Origin of the sequence: Gordonia sp. CNJ-863 (assembly GCF_001942325.1) — a bacterium.
In the GTDB taxonomy this organism is placed as follows: Bacteria; Actinomycetota; Actinomycetes; order Mycobacteriales; family Mycobacteriaceae; genus Gordonia; species Gordonia alkanivorans.
The window spans coordinates 38,764-54,749 of sequence record NZ_MKKG01000007.1 but is presented as its reverse complement, the minus strand read 5'-3'; the positions used below and the strand labels follow the sequence as shown (position 1 = coordinate 54,749).

The following is a 15,986-nucleotide window of genomic DNA, read 5'->3' as shown; positions in this document are numbered from 1 at the left end:
TCGCACCTCAGGGATCGGTGGTCGGATCGCCCCTCATGCACGGGCGACTGTTGCCTTATTGTGCACCGGTCTGGTCGCCGGCGGGTTCGGGATCGGTGACCGTCACCATGGCGGTGCGGATCACCTTCTCGCCCAGGCGGTAACCGCAGCGGTACACCGCGCCGATGACCGGGTGGTCACCGGTGCCGTCGTGCTGGACCGCTTCGTGGAGTTCGGGGTTGAACTCGTCACCCGCGGCACCGAAGGACTTGAGACCTTCGGCGTTCAGCACTGCGGCCAGCTTGTCGGCGACGGCCCGAAGCGGGCCGGTCTCGAGATCGCCGTGCTCGCGGGCACGGTCGAGGTCGTCGAGAACCGGGAGGAGCTTGTCGATCAGGATCTGCTTGCCGTAGGCAACCGATCCCTGCTTCTCCTCGGCAGCTCGTCGCCGGAAGTTGGCGAACTGGGCGCGTTCCCGCTGCAGGTCGGCCGTCAGCTCGACGAGCCGGGCGTCCGGGGACGCCCCGTCGGCAGGCTGCTCGGTGTCGGACTCGTCCACGACGGGTTCGGCGTCGGCCGGGCCGGGGCCGGCGGCCGGCTCGTCGCGCACCTCACCCGTTTCCGGGTCGATGCGACGACGGTCGGTCACCGTCACCGGCTCCTCGCCGGACCCATTCGACGAATGGGATCCTGCGGTCACTTGTTCTCCTTGGTGTCGGCGTCGTCCACGACCTCGGCGTCGACGACATCGGAATCGTTGTCGGCGGCAGCACCGGCCTCACCGTCGGCGGACTCCGCAGCGGCGCTGGCGTAGATCGCCTGGCCGAGAGCCTGCGACTCCTCCGACAGCTTCTCGATCGCGGTCTTGATCGCGGCCGAGTCGGTGCCCTTCAGCGCTTCCTTCGCGTCGTTGACCGCGGCCTCGACCTTGTCCTTCACATCGGCCGGGACCTTGTCCTCGTTGTCCTTGAGGAACTTCTCGGTCTGGTGGACCAGCGACTCCGCCTGGTTGCGGGTCTCGGCCTCCTCGCGACGCTTGCGGTCCTCGTCGGCGTGCGCCTCGGCGTCCTTGATCATGCGGTCGATCTCGTCCTTGCTCAGGCCGGAACCGTCCTGGATGCGGATCGAGTTCTCCTTGCCGGTGCCCTTGTCCTTCGCGGTGACGTGCACGATGCCGTTGGCGTCGATGTCGAAGGTCACCTCGATCTGCGGGACACCCTGCGGCGCAGGCGCGATGCCGCCCAGCTCGAAGCTGCCGAGCAACTTGTTGTGCGAGGCGATCTCACGCTCACCCTGGTACACCTGGATCTGCACCGACGGCTGGTTGTCCTCGGCCGTGGTGTAGGTCTCCGAGCGCTTGGTCGGGATGGTGGTGTTGCGCTCGATCAGCTTGTGCATCACGCCGCCCTTGGTCTCGATACCGAGGGACAGCGGGGTGACGTCGAGCAGCAGCACGTCCTTGACCTCGCCGCGGAGAACGCCGGCCTGCAGGGCGGCGCCGACGGCGACGACCTCGTCCGGGTTGACGCCCTTGTTGGGCTCGCGGCCACCGGTTAGTTCCTTCACCAGGTCGGTGACGGCTGGCATACGGGTCGAACCACCGACGAGCACGACGTGGTCGATGTCGCCGACGGAGATGCCCGCATCCTTGATGACGGCCTGGAACGGCGCGCGGGTGCGCTCGAGCAGATCAGAGGTGATCTTCTGGAACTCGCTGCGCGACAGCTGCTCGTCGAGGAACAGCGGGTTCTTGTCGGCGTCGACGGTGATGTAGGGCAGGTTGATCGAGGTGCTCTGCGAGCTGGACAGCTCGATCTTGGCCTTCTCGGCAGCCTCACGCAGACGCTGCAGGGCCATCTTGTCCTTGGTCAGATCGACGCCATGCTGGCTCTTGAACTTCTCGACGAGCCAGTCGACGACGCGCTGATCCCAGTCGTCACCACCGAGGTGGTTGTCACCAGAGGTCGCGCGGACCTCGACCACACCGTCGCCGATCTCGAGCAGCGAGACGTCGAAGGTGCCGCCACCGAGGTCGAAGACCAGGATGGTCTGTTCCTTCTCGCCCTTGTCGAGTCCGTAGGCCAGGGCGGCCGCGGTGGGCTCGTTGACGATGCGCAGAACGTTGAGGCCGGCGATCTGGCCGGCTTCCTTGGTGGCCTGACGCTGGGCGTCGTTGAAGTACGCGGGGACGGTGATCACGGCGTCGGTGACGTCTTCACCGAGGTAGGCCTCGGCGTCGCGCTTGAGCTTCATGAGCGTGCGCGCGCTGATCTCCTGCGGGGTGTACTTCTTGTCGTCGATCTCGATCGTCCAGTTGCCTTCACCCATGTGGCGCTTGACCGAGCGGATGGTGCGGTCGACGTTGGTGACCGCCTGGTTCTTGGCCGGCTGACCGACGAGCACCTCTCCGTTACGCGCGAAGGCGACGACGGACGGCGTGGTCCGCGACCCTTCGGCATTGGCGATGACCGATGCTTCGCCACCCTCGAGCACCGAAACCACGGAGTTGGTGGTGCCGAGGTCGATTCCAACAGCACGAGACATGTTTGGCTTCCTCCTAGTTTGTGGGTGTGCACCCAAGTCCTTTGGCCCCGCGGTTCGATGACGCGGGGATGATGTCCGAAACCCAGCGGGACCGAACTTCAGTGCGTCCGACTCATGTCCTACTGAATTCAGGGCGATGAGTCAAACCTACTTGAGTCTGGATCGCTCAGGTTTCTCGAAGTGTGTAACGGGGCCCCGGTGGCCTTTGTTCCCGGATCGCGGGAAAAAGTTGAGCGAATTTCACTCAAGAGGCCCCAGCCGGCGTAACTCTTGACACACCTGTACGCACCGGGCAGATTTCCTCCAACAGGAAACAAGCGATTCCTCTTCCACCGTTCCCGAGGACTGCCCATGCCGCAGACCAGCCCCACCCGGACGAAGGGCACCACGCACTCCCCACACCGGCGTCCGCATCGCGTCGCTGTTTGGGTTCCCGGAGAGGTGGGCGACCCCACCTTCGGGGTGGTGTGCGCCCGGCGAGACGCCCGGGTCCGGCGCTCGTGACCGACGACGCTCGGCCGGAGGTCGCCGCGTGGAACGGTCTGGTCGACGCACTCCGTTCCGCGGGCGACAAGGTCGCCGCCGACACCGCGGACCTGGACCCGGCCGAGCAGGCCGACGGATTCCGCGCCTGGTGCGCGGGTTGTCGAATCAGTTGTCGCGCTTCGAGGTCGATCGAGAACGCCCGGAGCTCGTGCCGTTCAACGGGTGGCGACACAAGTTCCTGATGGACAACCCCGATTTCCGCTACTGGGTCGGCGAGGTTCGTGGTGACCGCGCCTACCGCATCCGCGGCAACCGCGGCGATGCGTCGTACGTCTCGGTGACCGTCTACCAGCGGACGGGCGGCCTCGGCGCCGAGGCAACCGCCCGCATCGACAACGACGCCATCGGATTCGACGACGACGGCGGCTTCGAGATCGTCCTCGGTGGTACCGCACCGGGGGCCGGCGACTGGCTGGAGTTGCCGGAGAAGTCCGGCGTCATCTGGGTCCGGGTCTTCCACGACGACGTGCATCGGGACGAAATGGGGTGGTGCGGTATCGAACCGATCGTCGAACCGCCGGTGCCACCGGCGATCGACCCGGGGAGGTTCGTGTCGTCGCTGGGCACACTGGCGGCCACGACCTCGATGCTGCCGACGATCTTCGAGATGTCGACCAAGGACGATCTCGATCCGCCAAACGTCCTGCGGCACTGGTCGGAGATGGCCGGCGGCGCGGTGTTCACCGAACCCGGCATCCATTACGTTCGCGGCGGCTGGCAACTCGAACCGGGCCAGGCGCTGGTGATCGAGGGCGACGTCGTCGAGTGCAGGTACTGGAACATCCTGGCTTACAGTCGTTTTCTGAACTCCCTCGACTTCCGGTACCGGCCGGTGTCGTATACGGGTGCCACCGCCACCGTCGTCGACGGCCGGTATCGGTTCGTGATTGCCGCCGAGAGCCCCGAGGTCGGCGACTGGATCGATTCCGAGGGGCGCGACTTCGGGATCATCGTGATGCGTTTCCTGCAGCCGGCCGCGCCCCCTCCCCTGCCGTCCGCTCGGGTTGTCCCGCTCGTCGAACTGCGAGGTGAGTGATGGTGAAGTGGACGCCGCCGCAGCGGAGTGAGGTCGCCGAGGACATCTACGCGGCCGCGGAAGCCGATCGGCTTGCCCGCCCCGAGCGGTACCGGCTGGGGGTCGAGGCAACCGACGCGATCGTCGAACGGGCCACTGCCGAGCACGGTGTCGAGGGGTTGGGCGACCCGGCGCTGTGGCGGCCTGGCTTGGAGCGGTACCTGGCTTCGGCAGCCGAGGACGGGCGTCTGAACGCAGTCGGCGTCCGCAATGCGCAGGACGCGGTGATCGGGAAGCTACGGGCGCGCTCCATCTTCGACAAGACCCTGGTGGAGAACCCGGAGGTGGCCGAGCGTGCGGTGCTCCCGCCGATCGTGATCATCGGCGGGTGGCGCACCGGGACGACGTTCCTGTACCGGCTGATGGCCCGCGACCCCCGGCTCCGCGCACCGCGGCCCGTGGAGTTGTACGCCCCGTGGCGGGTCGCGAAGCTGTCCCCGGAAGAACGCGAACGGTTGATCGAGACCCAGGCCGCCGAGCCCAACCCGCTGCACCTGCTGAATCCGGCGATGGCCGCGGTCCACGATTCCGGACCGGCGCTCCCCGAGGAATGCGTACTCGGCATGGGAACGACCCTGCGCAACTGGGCATTCAGCTCAACGATGCGCCTCGACAGCTACTCCCGGTGGCTGGCAGACCAGGACTTCGCCGGTGAATACGCAGCGCATCGGACGATGCTGCAGATCCTCGACGACGGCTCTCGACGACGCTGGCTGCTGAAGGCACCGGCCCACACGCCCGAGCTGGTCGACCTTGCCCAGACATATCCCGGCGTCTGCATCGTCCATCTGCATCGCGACGTCGTGGAGACCGTGGCGTCGGGCGCGAGCCTGTTCGCGACCTACCGCTCGACCTACAGCGACGAGGTCGACGGCCATGACGTCGGTCGATTCCAGATCGAGCAGTCGGAGTTGTGGTTCCGGCGTGCGCTCGAGTTCCGCGACTCCCGCGCGGCCGGATCGGCGACAGTCGTCGACATCGACTACCAGGACCTGGTGTCCCGGCCCGCAGAGACCATCGAACGGGTTTATGCAGCAGCCGATCTCGATGCTCCAGACGTGGCGACGATGCTCGCCGAGCACAACGCGGAACAACCGCGTCACGGGAAGGGCAGACATCGGTACAGCCCCGAGGAGTTCGGGATCGAGCCCGACGCGCTCAGGGAACGGATGGCGTTCTACACCGATGCCGTCGCCGAATGGACGTCGAGCCCCACCCCACGGTGATCGCCGGGTCGCGGATCCCGCAACGTCGGGTTGCACTTGGGTCTCCGTCCGTCGGGTTCCCGGTAGAGCTGTCTCATGCGGCGCTACCGTCGGATATTCCGATGTCGGGAGGTCGAGATGGGTGAGACCACATCGAGTGTCACACGGTGGGCGCCCTGGCGCGTGGCACCGGCCTCGGGATTCGAGGTCGACGACCCGACCGGTAGAGGCAGCGTCGGTGTCGTCCAGATCAACGAGCGACAATTCGTCGTCCTCAACACCTTTCGATATTCGGACGAGGTCGTCGAGAACGACCTGCTCACCAAGCTGGTTCGCGGTGGCATGGAGGAACCGGAGGCCCGTGCGGCGATCGACAAAGCCCGGACGTTCGTTCCGCGCGAGGACAATCCGACAGACCTGGCATCGGTGCCGCGTTTCATGCGCTGGTTCGAGGACTCGTACGGAAGGCACTCCCTCGCTGCGTTGATCCACGACGAACTCATCACCGACACCGTCAATTCGGGCGCGCTCGGCAGCGACACCCTGTCCGACCGGTTCTTCCGGGAGATGATGCGAACCTCTGGGGTCCCGTGGTTGAAGCGCTGGATCATGTGGTCGGCCGTGGCACTCCGGACCCGTTGGGTTGCAGGTGGTTACCGTCGCTGGAGCATCGTGTTGTGGTTGTTGTTGAGCGTGGTGGGGATCGCCGCGACCGTCGGCTCTGCGGGCGCGCTTCTGTTCGATCGGCCGTGGCCGGTGTCGTCGCCGGGCTGGTCGTTCGTGGTGGCGCTGTTGATGATCTTCGTCGCCGCGCCACTGTGGGGACGGCAGTGGGCCGCCAGTCTCATCGCGGCCGTCGGCGCGTTATGGCTGGTGCCTGCCGCTGCCGTGACGAGTCTCGCCTGGGTGGTGTATCGCGTGCTGGAGTGGACCGCCCGCACGGTGGGGCTTCGATGACGAGAAGCGAGGCACCGTCCGGCTTGTTCCGAACGATGCCCCGCTCCTGTATCTGCCTCAGGCCGCGTTGACCTGTTCTCCTGCTGCGGGTTCCAGAGCCTGCGCGACGATCTCGGCGACGTCGGTCATCGGACGCACGTCGAGGGCGTCGAGGACCTCGGCCGGCACGTCGTCGAGGTCGGGCTCGTTCCGCTGCGGGATGAAGACGGTCTTCAGCCCGTTGCGTTGCGCGGCAAGCAATTTCTGCTTGACCCCGCCGATCGGCAGGACGCGACCGTTCAGCGTGACCTCTCCGGTCATGCCGACCTCGGCGCGCACCCGTCGACCCGTCGCCATCGACACCAGCGCGGTGACCATGGTGACGCCCGCACTCGGACCGTCCTTGGGCACCGCTCCGGCCGGAACGTGCACGTGGACGGTCTTGTTGAGCGACTCGGGGTCGACGCCGAGCTGTTCGGCGTGCGCCCGCACGTACGACAGCGCGATCTGCGCCGACTCCTTCATCACGTCGCCGAGCTGGCCGGTCAACTTGAGTCCGGGCTCGCCGTCGGTGGCGTTGACCTCGATGAAGAGGACGTCGCCACCCATTCCCGTGACGGCGAGACCCGTTGCGACACCGGGCACTGCGGTCCGCTCGGCCGATTCCGGGGTGAACCGGGGCCGGCCGAGGTAGTCGCGCAGGTCGGGCTCGTCGATGGTGATCGGTGCCGTGGCACTCTCCTGAGCGAGGTTGGTGGCTGCCTTGCGCAAAGCCTTGGCGAGTAACCGTTCGAACTGTCGCACACCGGGTTCCCGGGTGTAGTTCGCCGCGATCTCGCGGAGCGCCGCGTCGGTCACGGTCACCTCGTCGGTGGTGAGTGCCGCACGCTCGGCCTGCCTGGGCAGCAGGTAGTCGCGGGCGATGGCCACCTTGTCGTCCTCGGTGTAACCGTCGAGGGTGACGAGCTCCATGCGGTCGAGCAGGGCCGACGGGATGTTCTCGATGACATTGGCGGTCGCGAGGAACAGGACGTCGGACAGGTCGAGGTCGAGATCGAGATAGTGGTCGCGGAAGGTGTGGTTCTGCGCGGGGTCGAGGACCTCGAGCAGCGCCGCGGCCGGGTCGCCCCGGTAGTCCGAGCCCACCTTGTCGATCTCGTCCAGCAGCACAACGGGATTCATCGATCCCGCCTCGCCGATGGCACGCACGATGCGGCCGGGCAGTGCGCCGACGTAGGTACGTCGGTGACCGCGGATCTCCGACTCGTCGCGCACACCGCCGAGGGCGACGCGCACGAACTTGCGACCCAACGCCCGGGCGACGCTCTCACCGAGCGACGTCTTGCCGACGCCGGGCGGGCCGGCGAGCACCATGACGGCACCCGATCCGCGTCCGCCGACGACCTGCAGGCCGCGTTCGGCGCGTCGAGCACGCACCGCCAGGTATTCGACGATCCGGTCCTTCACGTCGTCGAGGCCGTGGTGGTCGGCGTCGAGGATCTCGCGGGCACCCTTGATGTCCGTGGAGTCCTCGGTGCGCGTGTTCCACGGCAGGTCGAGGACGGTGTCGAGCCAGGTGCGAATCCACCCGGTCTCGGGCGACTGGTCGCTGGCGCGCTCGAGCTTGCCCACCTCGCGCAGTGCGGCTTCGCGCACCTTCTCGGGCAGGTCGGCCTCGTCGACGCGCGACCGGTAGTCGTCCGCCCCCTCGGGCTCGTCCTCACCGAGTTCCTTGCGGATGGCGGCGAGCTGCTGACGGAGCAGGAACTCCTTCTGCTGCTTGTCCATCCCCGCGCGGACGTCTTCGGCGATCTTCTCGCTGACCTCGGACTCGGCGAGATGGTCGCCGGTCCACTCGATCAACAGCCGCAGCCGCGCGGCGGTGTCCGGCGTCTCGAGGAGTTCGCGCTTCTGCTCGTCGGTGAGCCAGGACGCGTAGCCCGAGGTGTCGGCGAGATTCGACGGGTCGGACATCTTGTTGACGGCGTCGATCAGCTGCCACGCCTCGCGGCGCTGCAGCATGGCCAGCACGAGTTTCTTGTACTCGCCGGCCAGGGTCCGCACCTCATCGGTGACCTCGGGGTCGGTGACCTCGGTGGCCTCGACCCACAGCGCGGCGCCGTGGCCGGGGGTTCCCGCCCCGATCTGCGCGCGCTTCTCACCCTTGACGACGGCTGCCAGACCGCCGCCCGGGATGCGCCCGACCTGCACGATCGAGGCGATCACCCCGTACGTGGGGTAGCGGTCGTCCAGGCGTGGGGCGACCAGCAGTCTTCCGCTCTCACTCGCCCGGGCGGCGTCGACGGTGGCCTGAGCTGCATCGTCGAGCGGGATCGGCACGACCATGCCGGGCAGGACGACGACGTCCGGGACGAAGAGGACCGGCAGTGAATATGTCTGCGACATGAAACCTCCAGAGTTAAGTCTGATCGGCTCAACTGAGATGGCTGGAAGTTTGTTCCCGACTGATTTATGCCAGGGGCGAACGGGGTGAGGTCAACGAGCGAGCGCCGCCCAGTGGTGATGCCACCGAGGGCTCAACACTCCCAGGTGAATCCGTCCGGGTCGCTGAACTGCCCGGCGTCGCCGCCGATCACCAGCCGATGCGACCCGGCCCCCGCAGGGTCGACGCCGGCGTCCTTCGCCGCGGCCTTGCGGCCGTACAGCGCGAGCTTCACCGAGTTCGGGTCGCTCTCGAACTCGACATACTTGCGGCCGTAACTCTTCCCGACCGTGAATCCACGCTCGACGTAGAACTGCTTGGTGGCGGCAACGTCGTCCACGCCGAGGAGTAGGACCAGGTCGTCGGCCCTGCGCGCGGGTGCACCGGTCGGCTTCTTCGACGAGCCGGCGACCTTCCAGATCGTGCCGTCGGGCGCCTGGACCACGCCGCCGTAGCCCCAGAAGGACCTTCTGGCGGGTTTGAGCACGGTGGCGCCGGCGTCGACCACGGGTTCGAGGAAGGAGTCGACGACCGTCGGGTCGGCAACCACGAGCGAGATCACGAAGCCGCGGAAGCCTTGGCTGGGTGATTCGGCTACTCGGAACCGAAGTCGGTCGCCGAGTCCGAAAGCCTTGTCGTAGAAGACCTCCGCCGCGCTGAGGTCGGGAACTTCGAGGGTGAGTGCGTTGATGTTCGTCATGCTTCGACGCTATGGCGCGTCGAACTGCCTCCGCTTCTCGATTCCTGACCGATCAGCAGGCGGGCCGCTCAGCCGGGAAGGTCGACGAGGCGGGTCGCGAGTACGACGACCTGAGCGACGACCAGTACCGCCAGCGCGACGGCGAACGCCGCCGCCGTGATGACCACTCCCGCGGAAGCCTTCAGCGCATCCCACACCGACTTCAGCGTCATGACCGTTCTCCGAGGCGCGTCGTGGCGAACGAGTGGACGATGGACGGGTGTCGGCGGACCGACATCGAGTCGAGGGGCATGGGCTGACCTCCGTGCGGACAAATATCCCGGACGACAGTGTCCGGGATCACATATGTATCACACATTTACTAGGTACCGCGACTAAATTTCGACTGTCGCCGCCCAAGGATGAGTCAGACAAATCGCCCTCCCGGCCAGTCCTTGACCGCAACGGCCACGAACCACCGGGAACGCAACGCACACGTCACCATCCGAGGAGCCTGCATGTCGATCCTGTCCCCCACCACCGCCCGTCAGCCGTTGGGGCGCGCGATCGCCCGGATCGCGCTCGGAGCGATCCTGGCGATCGCCGGCATCGGTCATCTGACCGCGCAGCGCGAGGAGTTCCAGGCGCAGGTCCCCGACTGGGTTCCCTTCAGCAAGGACTTCGTGGTGCTGGCGTCGGGTGGGGTGGAGATCGCGCTGGGTGCGGCGCTCATCGCCCTGCCGCGGCACCGCAAGATCGTCTCGTGGATCGTGGCGGCGTTCTTCGTCGCGGTGTTCCCCGGCAACATCCATCAGTACGTCGAGCACATCGACGCCTTCGGTCTCGACTCCGACCAGAAGCGCCTGACGCGTCTGTTCTTCCAACCCGTACTGGTGCTGTGGGCGATCGCGGCTGGAACCGGGAAGCGTTCTGACTAACCGTCTTGTAGCTCGAAGCCGCGGTCACCGCGGTTTCGAGCTATGAGTTGGCTGCGCGTTCACGGGTGCAGGCGTCCTGGCAGGCGGTGTCCACCCCGGACCGGACCTGCGGCCGGAAGCCCGCACCGGAGCTGATCGTCAGCGCGGCGACGAGCCCGCCAACGGCACAGAAGGCCGCGCAGATGTACATCGCTGTCCGGAATCCGTCGCCGAGCGGCTCGCCGGGCCCGGCGTCGATCCCGGCCACCGCGGGCAACACCGCCACGGCCAGCAGCCCGGCGACGCGAGCCACCGCATTGTTCACGCCCGACGCGGTGCCGGCGAGGGCGTCGTCGACCGCTCCCAGCGCGGCCGCGGTCAGCGGCGCGACGGTCACCGTCATGCCGAGCCCGAACAGCAGGACGCCCGGCAGCACCTGGGCCAGGTAGTCCGTGCCCGGTTGCACGCGCGCCATCAACGCGAAGCCGCCGGCGGCGATGAGCGGGCCGACGGTCATCGGCAGCCGCGGCCCGGTGGTCTGGGCGAGCCTTCCCACGAGTGGAGACCCGAACAGCATGATGAACGTACTCGGGAACATCGCCGCGCCCGCTTCGAAGGCCGAGTAGCCCAGACTCTGCTGCAGTTGCAGAGCGAGCAGGAACAGCGCTCCGCCCAGCGCTGCGTACACCAGCAGCGTCGTCAGGTTGGCGCCGGTGAACTGCGACGAGCGGAACAGTCTCAGCGGCAACAACGGTGACCGCACGTGCGTCTCGATGACCGCGAACGCGAGAAGCACCGCCACACCCGCAAGGCCCGCGACGATCGTTCCGGTCGACCACCCGCGCGACGGGCCCTCGATCAGCGCGTAGATGACGCCTGCGAGACCGAGGGTCATCGTCACGGCTCCCGCGACGTCGAGCCGCCTCGGCGCAGACGGATCGCGCGACTCCGGCACATGTCTGATCGCGATGACCAGCGCACCCAACGCCAGAGGCACACTCAGGAAGAACGCCCAGCGCCACGACGCCGCGTCGACGAGCCAGCCGCCGACGAACGGCCCCAGTGCACTGGTCGCACCAGACATCCCGGCCCACAACCCCACCGCCGCACCACGATCCGAGGGCGCGATCTCCGCGTTGATCAGTGCCAGGCTGCCGGGCACGACGGCCGCCGCGGCGACACCCTGGACGAGCCGGGCGACCACCAGCCATTCGACGGTCGGGGCCATTCCGCAGCCGATCGTCGCCACCGCGAACATCGCCAGGCCGCCGGTGAAGATCAGCCGACGGCCATAGCGGTCGCCGGCGACGCCGCCCAGCAGCAGGAGTGAGCTCAGGGTCAGCAGATAGCCGTCGAGCACCCACTGTTGTCCCCGGAGTCCGGTGTCGAGGTCACGTGCGATGGCCGGCAGTGCGACGTTCACGACCGTGCCGTCGAGGAATGCGACGCCGGACCCCAGGACCGCCGCGACGATCAGCCATCGGCCCCCCGTCGACGCAGCCGGTATCCCGCCTGGGACTGCATCCGCCGGACGGTTCGCGGTCATGCTTGCCTTCCCGACGCCTCGGGTCGCTGTCTACCCAGGGTCGGGGCCGGAACGCGTACGCGCAACCACCGCCGGCGCGGGCAGACGTCAGCTCGACGGGCAGACTTCGATCGAGGTCTGGCAGTCGACGTGAGGTCGACCGGTGGCGGCAAGTCATCGCACGTTGGCAGCGACGGCGTCCACCTGCCCGACGAACTGGTGACCGCCGGTCTCGTGGCGGTGCAGCTGCACGTCCGGGAGCAGTGCCGCGTTGAGGTCCAGGTGCCCGATCGGGACCTCCTCGTCGTCGACGCAGTGGTGCAGGGACAGCGCGACGCCGCGCGGCGGTTGTCCGTCGAAGTCGTACTCGTCGACGTCCCATCCGTCCGGCCCCCAGTTCGGCATCGCCAGGAGGACGGCGCGTCTCGGTCCGGCGTACTCCGGCTCGGCCAGCACATGGAGCAGGATCGTCGCGCCGAACGAGTGCGCGACCAGCAGGTCGTCGGCGCCCAACGTCGACAACCGGGTGCGCAGCGGATCCGCCCAGGCCTGCAAGGACATGTCGCCACTGGAGAACTCCGGCATGTCGACCGGCAGGCCAAGGGCGTCCCCGAGACCGTCGGCGATCCGGCGGTCGTCGGTGAAACCACCTGCGCCGTGGATGAACAGCAGCCGTGTCTGACTCATCGGACCTCCTCGAACGATGCTCTCAGAGAGATCGACTCAAGCGGGGACACGAAATCATCGCGCCGGGTTCACCGGTTGCGAGCCCTTCGTGGCTCGTCGCTAACGCTCCTCGCACCTCAGGGAGCAGGGGTAGCGCTCGCAGCTCAGGGAGCAGGGGTGGGTCCGCACCTCAGGGAGCAGGGGTAGCGCTCGCAGCTCAGGGAGCCGGGACCGCCAGCTTCTCGGCCAGCCAGTCCACGGTCTGCATGCCGAACAGGTCGGTGCCCCAGCCGTAGAGGTTGGTGAGGAACCGGACCATGCTGCAGTCGGTGGGCTGGTAGTCGACCTCGGTGCCGCCGCGGCGATAGTCGGCGGCGAGCTTCCGGGAGTCCTTCGCGGGCACCAGCGACATCGGTGAGTCGTCCTTCGCGCACGAGGCGATCAGTACCGGTGCGGTGGGCGACTTGCGACCCAGCTTGTTGTCCTCGTAGACCGCCTGGAAGTCGGCGATGTCGGCGGGGTTCTCCCCGCTCTTGAACAGCGTGTTCATCGGCACGAACGGCATGGTGAAGTAGGCCGGCGTCTGGCACTGGGTGCGGAAGACGTCGGCGATGGCCTTGCCTGCCGGGGTGAACTTCTCGTCGAGCTTCATTGCCGGGTAACGCGGTTCGAGACCGAGCAGCGTCGCGAGGACGAAGGCCGAACCGACCGAGCCGTCGGCGGTGGCGATGAAGTTCTTCTGGTCGACGACCATTCCCTCGAGGACGACGCCCTTGATATCCAGTTCGGGCGCATAGGTTTTCGCCTCCTCCGCAGCGAAGGCCGCGCCGACGCCACCGCCGGCGATGCCGAACACACCGAGCGGCGACTCGGCCGAGAGGCCGTTGTCCTTGTGCCGCAGCGCAGCTCGCAGACCGTCGAGCAGCGCCTTACTCGCGAACTTGCCGGCGAAGACGCCGTGCGGCTTGGGATCGCCGTCGTTGCCGACGTCGCTCATCATGACCGCGTAACCCTTGCCGAAGAACTGCGCCAGCGGGCCCAGCGCCGACCACGACGCGCCGTCCATCGGATCGCCGCCGGTCCACATCGTGGAGGGATGGCAGTAGGCGCCGACGCTGTCGTTGGCCAGCTGGTATCCGATCAGCGGCCGGGTGGCGTCGGAGCGTCCGTCGCGCGGGACCATCAGCAGGCCGGTGGAGATCTCCGGCTCGTCGTGCAGTCCGCGGGTCACGTACATCAGCTTGTAGGCGTCGAGCTTGCCGGGACGCACACCCATGAACTGGACGGCGACCTTCTTGGCTTTCAGTACGTCACCGGGCTTTTCGCGGCCGGTCAGACGCGGCTCGGCGTAGAAGGGGTCGCCGGAGACGAGCGGATCGATGACCTCCTGAGGGCTGGCGAGACGGCCGTCGCGCAGCGCGCCGACGACGAAGCCGTTCAACACCTCGTCGAGGCCCGGCGTCCGGTTGGGTGCGGCGGTGGCCGGTGCGACCAATCCGATACCCGACAGGACCAGAACCAGCACGGCCACGAGCGAGGCGCGTCGGGAGATGCGCGAGAAGGATGAGATCACTGGTAGGTCACCTTGATCGAGGTCAGGACCGACTGCATCAGCGGCAGCAGATTACGGGTGGGTCGGTGCGTTTCCATCTGCTCGAAGTACGGAGCCCTCATGGCTGCGCTCAGTGCCGGCCAGTTGTACTCGACCTGCTTGCGGTACTTCGGCAGAAGCTCGGTGGAGATGTAGACCCAGCGGTCCTCGTAGACCGACCAGTTCCATTCCGGCAGTGGAAGACTCACGATCACCTTACGGCCGTCGGGCGCACGGCCCGGCACCGTCAGCTGACGGATGTCGCGCGGCGGGACCACACCGGCAACCGACGGCGCGGCCGCCACGGTGCTGCCGTAGGTCATCGCCTCGCCGACGTCGCCCTTGTAGTTGCGGGTGGCGTCCCACTGCTTCGCGATGACCTCGCCCTGTTCACGCTGCAGCAGTCGGGCATTGCCGGCCGCGACCGCGGCGGGTTCCTTGGAGGCGATACCCTCCCAGGCGCGCATGATCTCGTCGTCGAAGAGGCCCGCGGCGTTCATCTCCCGGAGCGCGGGCAGCCCGCCCACGACGTACGCGCGATGCATCGGCATCAGGTCGGAGAAGATGTTCTTCTGCATCACCAGGATCTGGCCCTGGACCTGGCGCAGATCGTCGGCGGTGATCTGTGCGCCCACGCGAGCCAGCGCGCGCAGTCCGCCCGGCAGACTGTTGACCGCCTGCGGTCCCGCGAGTTCGTTGGCGCGGGCCACGATCGCGTGTGCGACGGGCTGCAGCCGGCTGAACTCGAAGATCTCGGTGGCGTCCTTGTAGTCGAGCAGGCCACCGCCGAAGTCGCCGCCGACCAGGCCGCCCATCCCGGCCCACTGCAGTTCGCGATGCGCGAGCTGCAGATCCTCGTAGTAGCGGTAGGACTTCAGCAGATTCTGATGATTGGCGCCGACGCCGTCGCGCGGGTTCCACGATGCGAGGTCGATGCCGGCGCGAGTCGTGGTCTCGACAAGCCAGTACTGGAACAGCAACGCCTCATACGACGACGGGTCGAGTCCGCGATCGCGGGCCTGGTCGACCAACCGCTGCAGAGTGCTGGCATCCGTCGGCAGCGCCGGGTGCACACCGCCCGGCCCCTGCGACGCATCACGATTGACCAGCGGCAGGTTCAGATACCGCGAGAGGGAGTCGGCGGTTGCCGAACCCCCGCCGACCAGCGAACCGAGCGCGACGACAACTGTCACCGCCGCGCAGACCGACACCCGTACGACCTTGTTCACGACGCTCCCGTTCAGGCCCCCGACCATCACGGCCGAATCACATTCGTATAACTGGAGGGAATCTAGTCGTTGATGTAGTCAGACGGCAATTCGACATCGGTAAATCGGGAGGAATCCCCCGAAATACGTTCGGCCGGACCAAGATTCTGGCAGGAAGCTCTCAGAACAGCGCCCTGAGGCGCTCCAGGTCTTCCTCCACCATGCGGGTGTCCTGGTCGAACTCCGCGTCGGACATCGCCAGCTGCCGCAGAGTGAACACCACCTCGGCCCCCTCCGGATGGGGCAGCACGCGAAGCGGATTGTGCACGGTGTCGCCGTTCGGGAGGATCACGTCGTGGTCGACGACCCCGAGAGTGTTCCGCGGAACGAACCGGACCGTCACGGTGCCCATCGGCGACTCGGCCAGGAGGTCGTCGCCGCGTCGGACGACCTCGGAACTCGCGAGTCCGGCCGCCCACTTCGGGAGATTGCCGGGATCGGAGACGAAGTCGTACACCAGGTCGGCGGACGCACCGATCACCGTGCTCACATGACGACTCCGCATGGCGAACAGTATTCCGCGTTTGGTGGCACACATGACGGGGAACCTGGAATGGTCACGACTACGGGGGTCACCCCATGCGAACCGTGACGACGAGCGACTCCACCACC

13 protein-coding genes and 1 pseudogene are annotated in these 15,986 nt (G+C 67.3%); 4 read left to right on the top strand and 10 right to left on the bottom strand.

Translation table 11 applies throughout. From position 1 onward, the window contains the following. Positions 1-55: 55 nt before the first annotated feature. On the bottom strand, positions 56-679 hold the full coding sequence (grpE, locus tag BJF87_RS03990; RefSeq protein ID WP_035752899.1) for a nucleotide exchange factor GrpE: 624 nt from the start codon (positions 677-679) through the stop codon (positions 56-58). Beyond that, the gene (gene dnaK, locus BJF87_RS03985; protein WP_035752900.1) at positions 676-2,523 is read right to left on the bottom strand and encodes a molecular chaperone DnaK; all 1,848 of its coding nucleotides are present in this window, start codon (positions 2,521-2,523) and stop codon (positions 676-678) included. The genes grpE and dnaK overlap by 4 nt, the downstream gene beginning before the upstream one ends. Positions 2,524-3,023: 500 nt before the next feature. Between dnaK and BJF87_RS03980 the strand changes: the two are divergent. The 3 genes and pseudogenes from BJF87_RS03980 to BJF87_RS03970 all read left to right on the top strand — a co-directional run bounded on the left by BJF87_RS03980 (position 3,024) and on the right by BJF87_RS03970 (position 6,306). Next, positions 3,024-4,105 (top strand): annotated as a pseudogene (locus BJF87_RS03980) (DUF1214 domain-containing protein). Next, positions 4,105-5,370, top strand: a complete 1,266-nt coding sequence (locus BJF87_RS03975; RefSeq protein WP_006359870.1) for a sulfotransferase — start codon at positions 4,105-4,107, stop codon at positions 5,368-5,370. Before BJF87_RS03980 ends, BJF87_RS03975 begins: the two are co-directional and overlap by 1 nt. Before the next feature lie 117 nt (positions 5,371-5,487). Next, complete coding sequence (locus tag BJF87_RS03970) at positions 5,488-6,306, top strand: DUF1353 domain-containing protein (protein ID WP_006359871.1); 819 nt, start codon at positions 5,488-5,490, stop codon at positions 6,304-6,306. A gap of 57 nt (positions 6,307-6,363) precedes the next feature. On the opposite strand, the gene lon is transcribed toward BJF87_RS03970, so the two are convergent. From lon to BJF87_RS26240, 3 genes are all read right to left on the bottom strand, one after another. After that, on the bottom strand, positions 6,364-8,691 hold the full coding sequence (gene lon, locus BJF87_RS03965) for an endopeptidase La (RefSeq protein ID WP_006359872.1): 2,328 nt from the start codon (positions 8,689-8,691) through the stop codon (positions 6,364-6,366). Positions 8,692-8,822: 131 nt separating this feature from the next. Continuing rightward, positions 8,823-9,428, bottom strand: coding sequence for a glyoxalase (locus BJF87_RS03960; protein WP_075862677.1), 606 nt, complete (start codon positions 9,426-9,428; stop codon positions 8,823-8,825). Between the two features lie 68 nt (positions 9,429-9,496). Beyond that, entirely contained in the window at positions 9,497-9,640 is a 144-nt protein-coding gene (locus tag BJF87_RS26240; RefSeq protein ID WP_006359874.1) for a hypothetical protein, read from the bottom strand. Between the two features lie 285 nt (positions 9,641-9,925). Here BJF87_RS26240 and BJF87_RS03955 point away from each other — a divergent pair, with 285 nt between their 5' ends. Continuing rightward, entirely contained in the window at positions 9,926-10,345 is a 420-nt protein-coding gene (locus BJF87_RS03955; RefSeq protein WP_035752906.1) for a MauE/DoxX family redox-associated membrane protein, read from the top strand. 40 nt (positions 10,346-10,385) lie between these two features. Here BJF87_RS03955 and BJF87_RS03950 read toward each other — a convergent pair whose 3' ends face one another. The 5 genes from BJF87_RS03950 to BJF87_RS03930 form a co-directional block, all read right to left on the bottom strand. Then, positions 10,386-11,870 (bottom strand): DHA2 family efflux MFS transporter permease subunit, encoded by a 1,485-nt coding sequence (locus BJF87_RS03950; protein ID WP_075862676.1) that lies wholly within the window; start codon positions 11,868-11,870, stop codon positions 10,386-10,388. 153 nt (positions 11,871-12,023) lie between these two features. Beyond that, positions 12,024-12,536 (bottom strand): alpha/beta hydrolase, encoded by a 513-nt coding sequence (locus tag BJF87_RS03945; protein WP_042375198.1) that lies wholly within the window; start codon positions 12,534-12,536, stop codon positions 12,024-12,026. A 196-nt stretch (positions 12,537-12,732) separates the two neighbouring features. Further along, positions 12,733-14,088: a lipase family protein gene (locus BJF87_RS03940; RefSeq protein WP_042375195.1), complete on the bottom strand. Its 1,356-nt coding sequence runs from the start codon at positions 14,086-14,088 to the stop codon at positions 12,733-12,735. Next, the gene (locus BJF87_RS03935) at positions 14,085-15,362 is read right to left on the bottom strand and encodes a hypothetical protein (protein ID WP_075862675.1); all 1,278 of its coding nucleotides are present in this window, start codon (positions 15,360-15,362) and stop codon (positions 14,085-14,087) included. Before BJF87_RS03935 ends, BJF87_RS03940 begins: the two co-directional genes overlap by 4 nt. Before the next feature lie 133 nt (positions 15,363-15,495). Further along, a complete protein-coding gene (locus BJF87_RS03930) occupies positions 15,496-15,879 on the bottom strand; it encodes an SRPBCC family protein (protein ID WP_187346458.1) in 384 nt (127 codons plus the stop codon). Positions 15,880-15,986 lie beyond the last annotated feature (107 nt).